The 17112-nt window shown below is 68.6% G+C and carries 11 protein-coding genes; 10 read left to right on the forward strand and 1 reads right to left on the reverse strand.

The window, feature by feature from the left end; all coding sequences use genetic code 11:
- Positions 1–28: 28 nt before the first annotated feature.
- The 10 genes from ACWC1K_RS40615 to ACWC1K_RS40660 all read left to right on the forward strand — a co-directional run bounded on the left by ACWC1K_RS40615 (position 29) and on the right by ACWC1K_RS40660 (position 16402).
- On the forward strand, positions 29–1300 hold the full coding sequence (locus ACWC1K_RS40615; protein WP_450838143.1) for an extracellular solute-binding protein: 1272 nt from the start codon (positions 29–31) through the stop codon (positions 1298–1300).
- 137 nt (positions 1301–1437) lie between these two features.
- Complete coding sequence (locus tag ACWC1K_RS40620) at positions 1438–2445, forward strand: carbohydrate ABC transporter permease (protein ID WP_450838145.1); 1008 nt, start codon at positions 1438–1440, stop codon at positions 2443–2445.
- Positions 2446–2458: 13 nt separating this feature from the next.
- Positions 2459–3367: a sugar ABC transporter permease gene (locus ACWC1K_RS40625; RefSeq protein ID WP_450838146.1), complete on the forward strand. Its 909-nt coding sequence runs from the start codon at positions 2459–2461 to the stop codon at positions 3365–3367.
- A gap of 131 nt (positions 3368–3498) precedes the next feature.
- Positions 3499–5181 carry a glycoside hydrolase family 13 protein gene (locus tag ACWC1K_RS40630; RefSeq protein WP_450838214.1) on the forward strand — a complete coding sequence of 561 codons (1683 nt, stop codon included), beginning with the start codon at positions 3499–3501 and terminating at the stop codon, positions 5179–5181.
- A 63-nt stretch (positions 5182–5244) separates the two neighbouring features.
- A complete protein-coding gene (locus ACWC1K_RS40635) occupies positions 5245–5763 on the forward strand; it encodes a GNAT family N-acetyltransferase (RefSeq protein ID WP_450838148.1) in 519 nt (172 codons plus the stop codon).
- 124 nt (positions 5764–5887) lie between these two features.
- A complete protein-coding gene (locus ACWC1K_RS40640) occupies positions 5888–7261 on the forward strand; it encodes an alpha-amylase (protein ID WP_450838149.1) in 1374 nt (457 codons plus the stop codon).
- Positions 7262–7387: 126 nt separating this feature from the next.
- The gene (locus tag ACWC1K_RS40645; protein ID WP_450838151.1) at positions 7388–8788 is read left to right on the forward strand and encodes a glycoside hydrolase family 30 protein; all 1401 of its coding nucleotides are present in this window, start codon (positions 7388–7390) and stop codon (positions 8786–8788) included.
- Positions 8789–8932: 144 nt separating this feature from the next.
- The gene (pulA, locus tag ACWC1K_RS40650) at positions 8933–14311 is read left to right on the forward strand and encodes a pullulanase-type alpha-1,6-glucosidase (protein ID WP_450838153.1); all 5379 of its coding nucleotides are present in this window, start codon (positions 8933–8935) and stop codon (positions 14309–14311) included.
- Positions 14312–14381: 70 nt separating this feature from the next.
- Positions 14382–16004: a SpoIIE family protein phosphatase gene (locus ACWC1K_RS40655; protein ID WP_450838216.1), complete on the forward strand. Its 1623-nt coding sequence runs from the start codon at positions 14382–14384 to the stop codon at positions 16002–16004.
- 38 nt (positions 16005–16042) lie between these two features.
- On the forward strand, positions 16043–16402 hold the full coding sequence (locus ACWC1K_RS40660; RefSeq protein WP_450838155.1) for a 5-carboxymethyl-2-hydroxymuconate Delta-isomerase: 360 nt from the start codon (positions 16043–16045) through the stop codon (positions 16400–16402).
- 6 nt (positions 16403–16408) lie between these two features.
- Here the strand turns inward: ACWC1K_RS40660 and ACWC1K_RS40665 are convergent, their stop codons facing one another.
- The gene (locus tag ACWC1K_RS40665; RefSeq protein WP_450838156.1) at positions 16409–17098 is read right to left on the reverse strand and encodes a TetR/AcrR family transcriptional regulator; all 690 of its coding nucleotides are present in this window, start codon (positions 17096–17098) and stop codon (positions 16409–16411) included.
- Between the last annotated feature and the right edge of the window lie 14 nt (positions 17099–17112).

The following is a 17112-nucleotide window of genomic DNA, read 5'->3' on the forward strand; positions in this document are numbered from 1 at the left end:
CACGGGCTTTCACCCTCAAGGAGAACTCATGCGGCGTGGCATAGCGGCCACCGCGCTGGTGGCGTCCTTCGCCCTCGCGGCGACGGCCTGCGGCGGAAGCGACAGCGGCGACAAGGCCGACGGTCCGGTCACCATCACCTGGTGGGACACCTCCAACGCCACCAATGAGGCGCCGACGTACCAGGCACTGGTCAAGGAGTTCGAGGCCGCCAACAAGAACATCAAGGTCAAGTACGTCAACGTCCCCTTCAGCCAGGCGCAGAACAAGTTCGACACCGCCGCCGGCTCGAAGGGCGCCCCGGACGTGCTGCGTTCCGAGGTCGGCTGGACCCCTGCCTTCGCCAAGAAGAGCTACTTCCTGCCGCTGGACGGCACCGAGGCCCTCAAGGACCAGAGCAAGTTCCAGCCCAGCCTGATCAAGCAGGCCCAGTACGAGGGCAAGACCTACGGCGTGCCGTTCGTCACCGACACCCTCGCCCTCGTCTACAACAAGGCACTCTTCAAGAAGGCCGGCATCACCGAGGCCCCCAAGACCTGGGACGAGCTCAAGGCCGACGCCGCCAAGATCGACTCCAAGGCCAAGGTCTACGGCTACTGGGGCTCCACCCAGTCCTACTACGCGCAGACCTTCCTCTACGGCGAGGGCACCGACACCGTCGACGCCGGCGCGAAGAAGATCACCGTGAACTCGGCACCCGCGAAGAAGGCCTACGGCACCTGGCTGAGCCTCTTCAAGGGGCAGGGCCTGCACAAGGCCGACACCACCGCCGACGCCTACGCCCACATCCAGGACGCCTTCGTCAACGGCAAGGTCGCCTCGATCATCCAGGGCCCCTGGGAGATCACGAACTTCTACAAGGGCTCCGCCTTCAAGGACAAGTCCAACCTCGGCATCGCCACCGTCCCGGCCGGCTCCGCCGGCAAGGCGGGCGCCCCGACCGGCGGCCACAATCTGTCCGTCTACGCCGGCTCGGACTCCGCCCACCAGAAGGCGGCCCTGAAGTTCGTGAACTTCATGACCTCCGCGAAGTCCCAGACGGAGATCGCCCTGAAGAACTCCACGCTGCCGACCCGCGACGACGCCTACACCGCCGAGGTCAAGGCCGACCCGGGCATCGCCGGCTACCAGACGGTCCTGCCCTCCGCCCAGCCGCGTCCCGCGCTGCCCGAGTACAGCTCCCTGTGGGGCCCGCTGGACACCGAGCTGCCGAAGATCGCCGGCGGCAAGGAGTCCCTGGACAAGGGCCTGAGCAACGCCGAGCTCGCCATGGCGAAGCTGGTGCCGGACTTCAGCAAGTAAACCCCGAGTGACCGTCGGGTCCGCCATTACATGGGGGGACGGACCCGGCGGTCACCGGCCTGTGCCGTGCCCCGCCCGGCCACTTCTCACTGCCGTAGAACTTCCCAGGCCGTAGAACTCCCCAGAAGGTGTCGAACATGACAGTCGCCATCGACCGCGCCACCGGCAAACGCCACGGTGACCGCGCGCCACGGCCCGGGTTGGGCGGGCGCCTCAAGCGCAGCTACCAGAAGTACTGGTACGCGTACGCGATGATCGCCCCGGTGGTCGTCGTGCTCGGGGTCCTCGTGCTGTACCCCCTGGCGTACGGCCTGTACCTCACCCTCACCGACGCCAACAGCCTGAACACCGCGCGCACGATCGGCGTCAACCACATCGACGCCACCTACAAGTTCATCGGCCTGGGCAACTACAAGGACATCCTGTTCGGCCCGCTGTCATACGACCGCTTCTGGTCGCACTTCATCTGGACGGTCGTCTGGACGGCCCTGTGCGTCGCCCTGCACTACACGATCGGGCTCGGCCTCGCGCTGCTGCTCAACCAGAAGATGCGCGGACGCACGCTCTACCGGCTGCTGCTCATCGTGCCCTGGGCCGTGCCCACCTTCGTCACCGTCTTCGGCTGGCGCATCATGCTCTCCGACGGCGGCATCCTCAACAGCTTCCTGCACACACTGCACCTGCCGACGCCCGACTGGCTGGAGGACACCTTCTGGCAGCGGTTCGCGGCGATCATGGTCAACACCTGGTGCGGTGTGCCGTTCATGATGATCTCGCTGCTCGGCGGACTGCAGTCCATCGACGCCTCCCTCTACGAGGCCGCCGAGATGGACGGCGCGAGCGCCTGGCAGCGATTCCGGTACGTCACCCTGCCGGGCCTGAGGTCCGTCAGCTCCACCGTCGTACTCCTCGGCATCATCTGGACCTTCAACCAGTTCGCCGTGATCTTCCTGCTGTTCGGCCCGACCGGCGCCCCGGACGCCCAGATCCTCGTCACCTGGGCCTACTTCCTCGGATTCGGACAGCAGCCGCGCGACTTCGCGCAGTCGGCCGCCTACGGCATCCTGCTGTTGGCCATCCTGATCGTCTTCACCTCGTTCTACCGCCGCTGGCTGAACCGCAACGAGCAGCAGCTCGCGGTCTGAGGCAGGAGTTCCCATGAGTACGACCACTGTCGAAACCTCCGCCGCGGTGACCAAGGACGGCTCGGCGCAGGGCCCGCGCAAGGTCCGGAACCGCGGCGAGCGCAGCCTCGCGGCGTCCCTCGCCTCCCACGGCATCCTGATCGTCGGGAGCGTCATCGCGCTCTTCCCGATCGCCTGGCTCGTCTTCCTCTCCCTCGGCCCGGACAAGGACGACTACCTCCATCCGGGCGGCATCTGGAAGAAGATGACGTTCGACAACTACTCGTTCGTCCTGCAGCACACGAGCTTCTTCGACTGGCTGAAGAGCTCGCTGATCGTCTCCCTCGGCACCACCGTGCTCGGTGTCCTCGTCGCCGCGACCACCGGCTACGCCGTCTCGCGGATGCGCTTCCCGGGCTACCGGAAGTTCATGTGGGTGCTCCTGGTCACGCAGATGTTCCCGGTGGCCGTACTCATGGTGCCGATGTACCAGATCCTGTCGGACCTCGGGCTCATCGACAGCTACCTCGGGCTGATCCTCGTCTACTGCTCGACCGCGGTGCCGTACTGCGCCTGGCTGCTCAAGGGCTACTTCGACACCATCCCGTTCGAGATCGACGAGGCGGGGCGCGTCGACGGGCTGACCCCCTTCGGCACGTTCGCACGGCTGATCCTGCCGCTCGCCAAGCCGGGCCTCGCGGTCGCCGCCTTCTACAGCTTCATCACGGCCTTCGGTGAGGTCGCCTTCGCCACCACGTTCATGCTGGACGACCAGAAATACACGCTCGCCGTCGGTCTGCAGACCTTCGTCAGCCAATACGACGCCCAGCGCAACCTGATGGCCGCCACCGCGGTGCTGATCGCGATACCCGTCTCCGCGTTCTTCTACCTCGTGCAGAAGAACCTGGTGACGGGACTCACCGCCGGCGGCACCAAGGGCTGACCGACGGGATCCCAGACCCGAGGCGGCCGCGGTGTCCATCCGACCCCGCTGACACCGCGGCCGCCTCGTCACCACAGTCGCCGTACGCACACACCACTGACCCAATGACTCCGTTACGCATCAAGGACGCCATGAGCCAGCAGCAGTCCACCGACCCGGCCCCGACCTCCGCCGTAGCCACCGTCGCCAAGCACAGCGACTGGTGGCGGGACGCGGTGATCTACCAGGTCTATCCGCGCAGCTTCGCCGACAGCAACGGCGACGGCATGGGCGATCTGGAAGGCGTACGCTCCCGACTCCCGTACTTGCGCGACCTCGGCGTGGACGCCGTGTGGCTCAGCCCCTTCTACGCCTCCCCGCAGGCCGACGCCGGCTACGACGTCGCCGACTACCGGGCCGTGGACGCCATGTTCGGCAACCTCCTCGACGCCGACGCGCTGATCCGCGACGCCCACGAGCTGAGCCTGAGGATCATCGTCGACCTCGTCCCGAACCACTCCTCCGACCAGCACGAGTGGTTCAAGCGGGCACTGCGGGAGGGCCCCGGCTCCCCGCTGCGCGAGCGGTACCACTTCCGCCCCGGCAAGGGCGAGAACGGCGAACTCCCGCCCAACGACTGGGAGTCCATCTTCGGCGGCCCGGCGTGGACACGCGTCACCGAGCCGGACGGCACACCGGGGGAGTGGTACCTGCACCTCTTCGCCCCCGAGCAGCCCGACTTCAACTGGGAGCACCCGGCGGTCGGCGACGAGTTCCGCTCGATCCTGCGCTTCTGGCTCGACATGGGCGTCGACGGCTTCCGCATCGACGTGGCCCACGGCCTGGTCAAGGCGGAGGGCCTGCCCGACCTCGGCACCCACGAGCAGCTGAAACTGCTGGGCAACGATGTCATGCCGTTCTTCGACCAGGACGGCGTGCACGAGATCTACCGCCAGTGGCGCACCATCCTCGACGAGTACTCCGGCGAGCGCATCTTCGTCGCCGAGGCCTGGACCCCGACCGTCGAGCGGACCGCCAACTACGTCCGCCCGGACGAACTGCACCAGGCCTTCAACTTCCAGTACCTGTCGACCGACTGGGACGCGGACGAGCTCCGCAAGGTCGTCGACCGCACCCTGGAGGCGATGCGCCCGGTCGGCGCCCCCGCCACCTGGGTCCTGTCCAACCACGACGTCACCCGCCACGCCACCCGCTTCGCCAACCCGCCCGGCCTCGGCACCCAGATCCGCCTGGCCGGCGACCGCGCGCTGGGGCTCAGGCGCGCCAGGGCCGCCACCCTGCTGATGCTGGCGCTGCCCGGATCGGCGTACGTCTACCAGGGCGAGGAACTCGGCCTTCCGGACGTCGTCGACCTCCCGGACGAGGTGCGCCAGGACCCGGCGTACTTCCGCGGCGCCGGCCAGGACGGCTTCCGCGACGGCTGCCGGGTGCCCATCCCGTGGACGCGCACAGGATCCTCGTACGGCTTCGGCGACGGCGGCAGCTGGCTTCCGCAGCCCGAGGGCTGGGGCGAGCTGAGTGTCGAGGCGCAGACCGGTGTGCCGGGCTCGACCCTGGAGCTGTACCGCGCCGCCCTCGCCGTCCGCCGCGAACAGCCCGACCTCGGCGCGGGCGACACGGTGGAGTGGCTGCGCGCCCCCGAGGGCGTACTCGCCTTCCGGCGCGGGGAGTTCGTGTGCGTCGCGAACACCAGCGGTGAGTCCGTGACGACCCCGGCATACGGCCGCGTCCTGCTCACCAGCGGCGAGGTCACCGAGGCGGCCGGCGAGACGAAGGTACCGGCGGACACGACCGTGTGGTTCACGACGGCCTGACCCTGCCGACCTCCAGAGGCCTGCCGCCTGTTCGGGCGGCAGGCCTCTGCGATGCTCACCGTCATGTCCGACACACCCGCCTTCCCCCAGTGGCCCGCGTCCCTCACGACACCGCGCCTGCTCCTGCGGCCCGTTGAGCCATCGGACGTCCCGGTCCACGCCCGCCTGTGGACCGACCCCGATGTACGTCGCCACCTGGGCGGCCCGGCCGACGAGGGCGTGGTACGTGCCCGCGAGCAGCGGTGCGTGGGCGCGCCGGGGCTCCTCAGCGTCGTACGGAGGGCGGACGGCCTCGTCATCGGCTCCGTGCTGGTGGAGCCGGGGGCGCGGGAGGGCCGTACTGAGCTCTCCTATCAACTGCTGCCCGAACACTGGGGTCTCGGGTACGCGCGCGAGGCCGTGGCGGCCGCCGCCGACTGGGCTCTGGCCATCCGGCCGGGAGCGGACCTCGTCGCCGTCACCCAGGAGGCCAACACACGCTCCCGGAGGCTCCTCGACGCCCTGGGCGCCACACTCACCGAGCGGTTCGTCCAGTTCGGGCAGCCGCAGGTCCTCTATCGGCTGCCGGTCCCCACGTCATGAAAGTTCTTGCATCAACTTCACACAGACCGCTGCCTTTTCAGACAGCGGGCCTTTAACATCTCGGTCACCGCAAGTTTGCGGGAAAGTTTCTGCAAGAGCCTTCAATGGTGAAGGAGACCCCCACATGGCACGCAGAACCCTAGCGGCGACCGTCGCCCTCACAGCGGCCGCCCTTGTCATGACCCCGACCTCCGCGGACGCAACCCCGCCCGGCACCAAGGACGTCACCGCCGTCCTCTTCGAGTGGAACTTCGCCTCCGTCGCCAGGGAGTGCACCAACACCCTTGGTCCCGCCGGCTATGGATACGTCCAGGTCAGCCCGCCCGCCGAGCACATACAGGGCTCGCAGTGGTGGACCTCGTACCAGCCGGTGAGCTACAAGATCGCGGGCCGGCTCGGAAACGCCACCGCCTTCAAGAACATGATCGACACCTGCCACGCGGCGGGTGTGAAGGTCGTCGTCGACACGGTCATCAACCACATGACGTCGGGCAGCGGCACCGGAACCGGCGGCTCGTCGTACACGAAGTACAACTACCCGGGCCTGTACTCCTCGTACGACATGGACGACTGCACGTCCACCATCAGCGACTACACCAACCGCGCCAACGTCCAGAACTGCGAACTCGTCGGCCTCGCCGACCTGGACACGGGCGAGGAGTACGTCCGCGCCACCATCGCGGGCTATATGAACAGCCTCCTCGGCTACGGCGCCGACGGCTTCCGCATCGACGCCGCCAAGCACATCCCGGCCGCCGACCTCGCCAACATCAAGTCCCGGCTGAGCAACCCGTCGGTGTACTGGAAGCAGGAGGTCATCTACGGCGCCGGAGAGGCCGTCCAGCCCACCGAGTACACCGGCAACGGCGATGTCCAGGAGTTCCGCTACGCCTACGACCTCAAGCGGGTCTTCAACAACGAGAAGCTGGCCTACCTCACCAACTACGGCGAGGGCTGGGGCTATATGAACAGCTCGGTCGCGGGCGTCTTCGTGGACAACCACGACACCGAGCGCAACGGCTCGACCCTGAACTACAAGGACGGCGCGAACTACACCCTCGCCAACGTCTTCATGCTCGCCTACCCGTACGGCTCCCCCGACATCAACTCCGGGTACGAATGGTCCGACAAGGACGCAGGACCGCCCAACAACGGCCAGGTCAACGCCTGCTGGCAGGACGGCTGGAAGTGCCAGCACGCCTGGCCCGAGATCATCCGCATGGTCGCCTTCCGCAACGCCACCCGCGGCCAGTCGGTGACCAACTGGTGGGACAACGGCAACAACGCCATCGCCTTCGGGCGGGGCAGCAAGGGGTTCGTGGCGATCAACCACGAGTCCGGTTCGCTGAGCCGGACGTACCAGACGTCGTTGCCTGCCGGGACGTACTGCAACGTGCAGAACAACACCCTCGTGACGGTGAACTCCAGCGGGCAGTTCACGGCCACTCTCGGCTCCAACACCGCCCTGGCGGTCTACGCCGGCAAGTCGAGCTGCTGAGCGACGGAAACAGCGGATCCACAGCCACCGAAGGGGAACGTGGGATTGACGCTCAACGAGTGTCGTCCTACGTTCCCTGATGTCTGTGGGAGCGCTCCCAGATGGCGTTCCCGTGAAGGGAGCATCATGCAGCGCAGGCTCAGCACGTGGGCGTTGACGTCCTTGGCGGCTCTGCTGACGGCCGCCGCCACCACCGCGGCCGCCCCGCCGGAGCCGGCCGCCGCCACCACGGCGACCATCAACGGCTCGACCACGTACCAGCCGATCGACGGCTTCGGCTTCTCCGAGCACTTCGGACGGGCCGCCATCATGAACGGCTCGCAGGGCTTATCCGCCCAGCACCAGAAGGAGATCCTCGACCTGCTGCTCAACCGCAGCACCGGCGCGGGGCTCAGCATCCTGCGCCTGGGCATCGACTCCGGCATCCAGCCCACCGATCCGGGCGGCCCGAACGCGACTCCCCAGTACACCTGGGACGGCATCGACAAAGGCCAGGTGTGGCTCGCCAAGCAGGCCAAGGCCTACGGCGTGAACCGCTTCTACGCCGACGCCTGGACGGCCCCCGGCTATATGAAGACCAACGGGACGGACGCCGACGGCGGCACCCTGTGCGGCCTGTCCGGTGCCGCCTGTGCGAGCGGCGACTGGAAGAAGGCGTACGCGAACTTCCTGGTCCAGTACGCCAGGTTCTACCGCCAGGAGGGCATCGGCGTCACCGACCTCGGGTTCACCAACGAGCCCGACTGGACGGCGACGTACGACTCCATGCGCCTGACCCCCGCCCAGGCCGTCGAGTTCATCAGGACCTTCGGCCCGATCGCCCGCGCGGCCGGGTACAAGCTCGCCTGCTGCGACTCCTTCGGCTGGGACGAGGAGAAGGCCTACAGCAGCGCGATCGAGGCGGACGCGAAGGCACGCGGTTACGTCACCACCCACACCGGCCACACCTACGCCAGCAAGGTCGACGGTCCGCTGCCCACGCACAGGCGCACCTGGATGTCGGAGTGGTCCCCCGACGGCACCACCTGGAACGAGAACTGGGACGACGGCAGCGGCTACGACGGCTTCACCGTCGCCTCCGCCATCCACGACGCCCTCACCAAGGGCAACACCAGCGGCTACGTGTACTGGTACGGCGCCTCGCTGGGCGCCACCCGAGGCCTCATCCAGATGGACGGCGACAGCTACCACGTCTCCAAGCGCCTGTGGGCGCTGGCCAACTACAGCCGCTTCATCCGCCCGGGAGCCACCCGCATCGGCGCCACGACCTCCGACACCGACCTCGAGCTGTCGGCGTTCCGCAACACCGACGGGACCGTGACCGTCGTAGGGCTGAACACCTCCACCAGCGCCACGCCGGTGACCTTCGACCTGAAGAACACGGGAATCGCCAAGGGGACGGCGACCCCGTACCTGACCGACGCCACGCACAGCACGGCGCAGCAGCAGACCGTGGCGGTCAGCCGGAGTTCACTGACCGCCACGGTTCCGGCCCGGTCTCTGGTCACCTACACCATCAGGCGATAGGGCCCGCTCACTTCCAGGTGTCACTCAGGTTGCAGGTGAAAGTCCTTGCTGTGAGTTTCAAGCCTCTTGCTGTAAACCTTGCGTCAGCGATACGGTCGCGCGGGGTCGGACCCAACAGAGCCGTCATCGCAAGGAGTTTCGCCTGTGATACCGAGAGCGAGACGGGTCGCGGCCGTCACCGTCGTGGCCGTTGCCGCCGCCCTGATCCAGCCATTGGCCGCGCAGGCGGCCTCCCCGCCCCCGCCGCCCTCCGACGCGAAGCTGGCAGCCGCGCCCGCCCGGCACGACGACACCCGCGAGCAGTTCTACTTCGTCATGCCGGACCGTTTCGCCAACGGGGACCCGAGCAATGACAAGGGCGGGCTGACCGGCTCCCGCCTGGCCACCGGCTACGACCCCACCGACAAGGGCTTCTACCAGGGCGGCGACCTCAAGGGCCTGACCAAGAGGCTCGACTACATCAAGAACCTGGGCACCACCGCCATCTGGATGGCCCCGATCTTCAAGAACCGTCCCGTGCAGGGGACGGGAAGCAACGCCTCGGCCGGCTACCACGGCTACTGGATCACCGACTTCACCCAGGTCGACCCGCACTTCGGCACCAACAAGGACCTCGCGACCCTCATTTCCAAGGCGCACGCCAAGGGCATGAAGGTCTTCTTCGACGTCATCACCAACCACACCGCCGATGTCGTCGACTACAAGGAGAAGTCCTACGACTACCTCTCCAAGGGGGCCTTCCCGTACCTGACCAAGGACGGCCGCCCCTTCGACGACGCCGACTACGCGGACGGCAGCAAGAAGTTCCCGGCCGTCGACGCCGGCTCCTTCCCGCGCACGCCCACCGTCGCCGCCGCGGACAAGAACGCCAAGGTCCCGGCCTGGCTCAACGACCCGACGATGTACCACAACCGCGGTGACTCCACCTTCGCCGGGGAGAGCGCGACGTACGGGGACTTCGGCGGCCTCGACGACCTGTGGACCGAGCGTCCCGAGGTCGTGCGGGGCATGGAGAAGATCTACGAGCGCTGGGTGCGCGACTTCGGCATCGACGGCTTCCGGATCGACACCGTCAAGCACGTCGACATGGACTTCTGGACCCAGTGGGCGACCGCCCTCGACGCCTACGCGGCCAGGCAGGGGCGCAAGAACTTCTTCATGTTCGGCGAGGTCTACTCCGCCGACACCTCGATCACCTCGCCGTACGTCACCCAGGGCCGCCTCGACGCCACCCTCGACTTCCCCTTCCAGGACGCGGCGCGCAGCTACGCCTCCCAGGGCGGCAGCGCGCAGAAGCTGGCCTCGCTCTTCGGCGACGACTACAAGTACACGACCGACAAGGCCAACGCGTACGAGCAGGTCACCTTCCTCGGCAACCACGACATGGGCCGTATCGGGTACTTCCTCAAGCAGGACAACCCCAAGGCCACCGATGCCGAGATCCTCAAGAAGGACGAACTCGCCAACGAGGTGATGTTCCTCAGCCGCGGCAACCCGGTCGTCTACTACGGCGACGAGCAGGGCTTCACCGGCTCCGGCGGCGACAAGGACGCCCGCCAGACGATGTTCGCCTCGAAGGTCGCCGACTACCTCGACGACGACGAGATCGGCACCGACCGCACCCACGCGAGCGACTCGTACGACACGAGCGCACCGCTCTACCAGCAGATCGCCGCGCTCAGCAAGCTGCGCAAGGACAACCCCGCCCTCACCGACGGGGTCCAGACGCAGCGGTACGCGGCCGACGGCTCCGGTGTCTACGCCTTCTCACGTACGGACGCCAGGACCGGCCAGGAGTACGTCGTCGCCCTCAACAACGCCGGCGAGACGAAGACGGCCACCTTCGCGACCGGCTCGGCGGCCATGAAGTTCCGTGGCATCTACGGGACTTCGGACGACGTCACCTCCGACACCGACAAGAAGATCACGGTCACCGTCCCGGCCGGCTCGGCGATCGTCCTCAAGGCGGCGGGCACGCTCGCCAAGCCCGCCACCGCTCCCACCCTCACCCTGAAGGCGCCTGACGCCGGCGCCACCGGCACCGTGGAACTCTCCGCGGACGTCGACGGCGGACAGCTCGACCGCGTCGTCTTCGCCGCCCAGGTCGGCGGCGGCAAGTGGCAGGTCCTGGGCTCCGCCGACCACGCCCCGTACAAGGTCACGCAGGTCATCGGCAAGGGCGTGCCGGCCGGAACCGCCCTGCGCTACAAGGCGGTTGTCGTCGACTCCGCCGGGCACACGGCGAGCGCCACCGCCGCGTCCACCACCGGCACCCCGCCCGTGGCGGAGACCCCCACCGCCTCCTCCCGCGACTACGCGATCGTCCACTACAAGCGCACCGACGGCGACTACGACAAGTGGGGTCTGTACGCCTGGGGCGACCTCGCCGACGGCGAGTCGACCACCTGGCCGGCCGGGCACCCCTTCGTCGGCCGTGACGCCTACGGCGCCTTCGCCTACGTCAAGCTGAAGCCGGGCGCCGCCGGCGTCGGGTTCCTGGTCGTCGACAAGGACGGCAACAAGGACGTCTCCGCCGACCGCACCATCGACGTCACCAGGACCGGTGAGGTCTGGATCGAGCAGGGCAAGGAGGCCGTGCAGACGACTCGGCCCGACTACCCGGCGCAGGACAGGTCCAAGGCGGTCATCCACTACCACCGCGCCGACGGGAACTACGACGGCTGGGGACTGCACGTGTGGACCGGCGCCGCGAGCCCCACGGACTGGTCGAGCCCGCTGAAGCCGGTGCGGACCGACGCCTATGGCGCGGTCTTCGAGGTGCCGCTCGGCGACGGTGCCTCCAGCCTCAGTTACATCATCCACAAGGGCGACGAGAAGGACCTCCCGGCCGACCAGTCGCTGGACCTCAAGTCCAACGGCTACGAGGTGTGGCTGTTGAACGGCCAGGAGAAGTACCTGCTGCCGCAGCCCGCCGGTTCCGCCGCCGCGCTCGACCTGAGCACCTCCAAGGCGGTCTGGATCGACCGGGACACGGTCGCCTGGAACGGCTCCGACGCCGCCGTCTCCACCCAGCTGCTGTACTCCCACGACGGCTCGATCGCCGTGAAGGACGGTGCGCTGACCAGCGACGACGAGCGCTGGCTGCGGCTTGCGAAGACCACGCTCACCGACGCCCAGAAGGCCAAGTTCCCGTATCTGAAGGCCTACACGGCCTGGTCCGTCGACCCGCGCGACCGCGACCGGGTGCGCGAGGCCCTCGACGGCCAGATCGTCGCCTCCCAGCGGGCCGCGAACGGCGCCGTGCTCGCGGCGACGGGTGTCCAGATCGCCGGCGTGCTCGACGACGTGTACGCGAGCGCGACCAAGGCCGAGCTGGGCCCCACGTTCCGCAAGGGGCGTCCCACGCTCGCCGTGTGGGCGCCGACCGCGCAGAGCGTGGCGCTGGAGCTCGACGGCTCGCTCAAGAAGATGAAGCGCGACGACGCCACCGGTGTCTGGTCCGTCACCGGCCCGGCCTCCTGGAAGAACAAGCCCTACCGGTACGTCGTGAAGGTGTGGGCGCCGAGCGTCCGCAAGGTCGTCACCAACAAGGTCACCGACCCGTACTCGGTCGCCCTCACCGCGGACTCCGGGCGCAGCCTCGTCGTCGACCTGGACGACAAGAGCCTTGCCCCCAGCGGTTGGTCGAACCTGGCCAAGCCCAAGGCCGTACCCCTGAAGGACGCCCAGATCCAGGAGCTGCACATCCGGGACTTCTCCGTCGCGGACAAGACCGTGCCGGCCAAGGACCAGGGCACCTACCTCGCCTTCACGGACCGGAACAGCGACGGCTCGAAGCAGCTGCGCCGGCTGGCGAAGTCGGGCACGTCGTACGTCCATCTGCTGCCCGCCTTCGACTTCGCGACCGTCCCGGAGAAGAAGGCGGACCAGGCGACGCCGGACTGCGATCTCGCCTCCTACGCGGCCGACTCCGACAAGCAGCAGGAGTGCGTCGCGAAGACCGCCGGGAAGGACGCCTACAACTGGGGCTACGACCCCTTCCACTACACGGTCCCCGAGGGCTCGTACGCGACCGACCCGGACGGGACCGGCCGTACCGTCGAGTTCCGCAAGATGGTGAAGGGGCTGAACCAGGACGGTCTGCGGGTCGTCATGGACGTCGTCTACAACCACACGGCGGCCGCCGGTGAGGCCGACACCAGCGTCCTCGACAAGGTGGTGCCCGGCTACTACCAGCGCCTCCTCGCGGACGGCTCGGTCGCCAACAGCACCTGCTGTGCGAACACGGCCACCGAGAACTCCATGATGGGCAAGCTGGTCGTCGACTCGGTCGTCACCTGGGCCAAGGAGTACAAGGTCGACGGCTTCCGCTTCGACCTCATGGGACACCAGCCGAAGGCCAACATCCTGGCCGTGCGGGGGGCGCTCGACGCGCTGACCCTCGCGAAGGACGGCGTCGACGGCAAGAAGATCATCATGTACGGCGAGGGCTGGAACTTCGGCGAGGTCGCCGACGACGCCCGCTTCGTGCAGGCCACGCAGAAGAACATGGCGGGGACGGGCATCGCGACCTTCTCGGACCGCGCCCGTGACGCCGTGCGCGGCGGCAGCCCCTTCGACTCCGACCCGGGCGTCCAGGGCTTCGCCTCCGGCCTGTACACCGACCCCAACTCCTCCACCGCGAACGGCACTTCGGCCGAGCAGAAGGCCCGGCTGCTGCACTACCAGGACCTGATCAAGGTCGGTCTGTCCGGAAACCTCGCCAAGTACCGCTTCACCGACACCGACGGCAAGGAGACCACCGGCGCCGAGGTCGACTACAACGGTCAGCCTGCCGGTTACGCGGACGCACCCGGTGACGCCGTCGCCTACGCCGACGCGCACGACAACGAGTCCCTCTTCGACGCCCTCACCTACAAGCTGCCCGCCTCGACGAGCGCCGCCGACCGGGCCCGCATGCAGGTCCTCGCGATGGCGACGGCCACCCTCTCGCAGGGACCGTCCCTCTCGCAGGCGGGCTCCGACCTGCTGCGTTCCAAGTCCCTGGACCGCAACTCGTTCGACAGCGGCGACTGGTTCAACGCCATCCACTGGAACTGCACGGACGGCAACGGCTTCGGGCGGGGGCTGCCGATGGCGGCCGACAACCAGTCCAAGTGGCCGTACGCGAAGCCGCTGCTGAGCTCGGTGCGGGTGGGCTGCCCGCAGATCGAGGGGGCCTCGGCCGCCTACCAGGACCTCTTGAGGATCCGTTCGACGGACGGCGTCTTCTCGCTCGGCACGGCCGCGCAGGTGCAGTCGAAGCTGTCCTTCCCGCTGTCCGGGAAGGACGAGACGCCCGGCGTGATCACCATGAAACTGGGTGACCTGGTCGTCGTCTTCAACGCGACGCCGAGCAGGCAGGAGCAGCGCGTCGACTCCCTGGCCGGTACCGGCTACCGACTGCACCCGGTGCAGGCGGCGGGCGCCGACCCTATCGTCAAGAGCTCTTCCTATGAGCGGGATTCGGGCACGTTCGCCGTTCCGGGGCGCAGTGTCGCGATATTCTCCCGGATCTCCTGAAAGGGGCATTACTTTGGTGGGACAGGCCGAATCCCGGTCTGTCCCACCGGCGTTGTCCCAGGGCTGGAAGATGGACCTCAACGGCAAGCTGACAGACACGACCGTCCTGGTCGTGGACGACGCTGCGGCCAGCCGGTACGCGATGGGCACGGTGCTGCGGCGGGCCGGACACCAGGTCGTACCGGTCGCCACCGGCCAGCAGGCGCTCGTCGAACTCGACGTGCGGCTGCGCAAGGGCACCCTGCCCGACGTGGCCCTCGTCGACATCGACCTGCCGGACATGAGCGGTTTTGAACTGTGCCGGCGGCTCAAGGAGCGGCCGCACATGGCGGGCCTGCCCGTCGTGCACTTCTCGGCCGCCGCCGCGGCCCCGGGCGCCCGCTGCCAGGGCCTGGACGCGGGCGCCGAGATCTATCTGACGGTGCCCGCCGAACCCGAGGAGATCGAGGCGGTGGTCCGGTCCGCGGTGCGCACCGCCCGGCTGCGCGCCGACGACCAGGCGCTGGTACGGCGGCTGACGCTGCTGTCCCAGGCGATCGTCACCATCCAGGCCGCGCGCTCCCTGCAGGAACTCGCCGACGCCGCCGCCGAGGGCACCGCGCGGCTCATCGGCGGTCCCGCCGCCGTCTTCGTCCTCGGCCCGGACGACGAGCTGTACAGCGGCCTCTCCCGGGACCGCACCTCCCTCGCCCTGCCCGACGCGGGTGCCCACCGCACCGTGGCCGGACTGCTGCGGCGGCTGACCCGCGGACAGGCCGGGGTGCAGATCACCACCGTGCCCGCGCCGCTGTGGCCCGCCGGGTTCTTCCGGCCCGGCATGCAGCACGACGCCCGGCTGGCACTGGTCCTCACCCAGGACGGCCAGGCCCCCGTGTGCCTGGCCACGCCCACCCGCGGGGTGCGCAGGGTGAACCCCGAGGAGGAGGCCCTGGTCGCCCAGCTGGCACAGGCCGCCGCGCTCGCCGCCGAGCCGCTGCTCATGTACCAGGTCGAGCGGCACGTCGCCCTCACCCTTCAGCACAGCTTCCTGCCCCAGCCGCACCGGCTGCCCGAGCTGCCCGGCATCGACGTCGAGGTCCGCTACGTACCCGCGTCCCGGGAGACCGAGATCGGCGGCGACTTCTACGCGGCCCTGCGCACCGACGAGGGTGTGCTCACCGCGGTCGGCGACGTCGTCGGCCATTCGCTGGAGGCGGCCACCGTCATGGTCGAGATCCGGCATGCGCTGCGCGCCTACTGCGTCGAGGAGAGCGACCCGGCCGTGCTCGCCGAGCGGCTCGACCGGATGCTGCAGCACTACCACCCCGAGGTCACGGCCACCGTCTGCCTGGTGCTGATCGACCCCGGGACGGGCCGCACCCGGATCGCCAACGCGGGGCACATCCCGCCGCTGGTCCTGAGCACCAACGGCGACGCCGAGTACGCCAAGGCCGACGGTCCGCTGCTCGGCCTGGCGCTGCCGCACCCGCCGCCCACCGAGCTGGTCCTGGAGCCCGGCGACCGGCTCCTCATGGTCACCGACGGCCTGATCGAGACGCGGGGCACGGACCTGAGCCTCTCGATGGAGCAGCTCCGCTCGGCGGCCGTCGGCGCGCTGCCCGGTCTGCACGCGCTGTGCGACACCCTCCTGGCCTGCTTCGGGCACGATCGCGAGGACGACATCGCGATGCTGGCGCTCCAGCTGAGGAATTAGGCTGCCCCTGTCGCTGCCGTTCCGGATCAGGAGTGCCCATGCCGCAGATCACCGTCGACCACTCGAAGTCGATCGTCTTCGACCGGGAGGGCTTCGCCCACGACCTGCACACCGCGCTCGTCGAGATAGCGGCCGCCAAGCCGGAGGCCTGCAAGACGCAGTTCCGCGCGTCCGAGGTCACCGCGTTCGGCTACGAGGACCCCTCGGACCAGGGGCACGCCGTGGTGCACGTCATGATCGGACTGCTCGCGGGCCGCACCGAGGAGACGAAGGCGAAGCTGACGGAGACCGTCCTCGAGCTGCTGAAGAAGCACGTGGAGGACGACGGCCACGCGGTGCTGCACGCTTCCGCCGAGGTGCGGGACCTTGATGCGTCGTACCGGAAGTTCGAGCGTTAGACAGTCCTACGACGCCAGTGAGAGCAACCGGGCCACCAGGTCCGCGAACGGGCCGTCCGGCGGTTCGTCCTTGACCATCCGGCGTAGCAGTGCGCCCATTTCCTCGTCGTAGGCGGCGCTCACCGCCGCCAGCGCCGCGAAGTCGTGTACGAGTTGGGACTCGAGCTCGGCTCGTGGGATGCGGCGGCCGTCCAGCCAGATCAGGGCGGTCGACTCGGCCAGGGAGATCCAGGAGCGTACGACCAGTTCGAGGCGGGCCGGCGGGTCCTGGACGTCCAGGTGCGACAGGATCTGTTCGTACGCGGCCTGGCGTACGGAGTCGATGAGCGCGTTGGTGGCTGACGAGCCCACTGCCGGGCCGCCGCGCATCAGGGCCGAGAAACCGGGCCCGTGGTGGTCGACGAAGTCGAAGAAGCGGCGCATCGCCCGTAGCAGCCGCGCGCCCAGCGGGCCCTCCTGCGGCTCCTTGAACCGGCCCGCCAGATCCTCCGCCGCACGCCTCAACGCGGCCTCGTACAGGCTGAGTTTGCCCGGGAAGTAGTGGTACACCAGTGGGCGTGAGATGCCCGCGGCGGCGGCTATCTCGTCGATGGAGACGTCGTCGGGAGAGCGTTGGCTGAACAGTTCGAGGGCGACGCCGATCAACTGCTGCCGCCGCTCCTCGACTCCCATTCTGCGGCGAACCCCGGTAGTCATGCGAACACCTTACC

It is taken from the genome of Streptomyces sp. NPDC001492 (assembly GCF_053597275.1).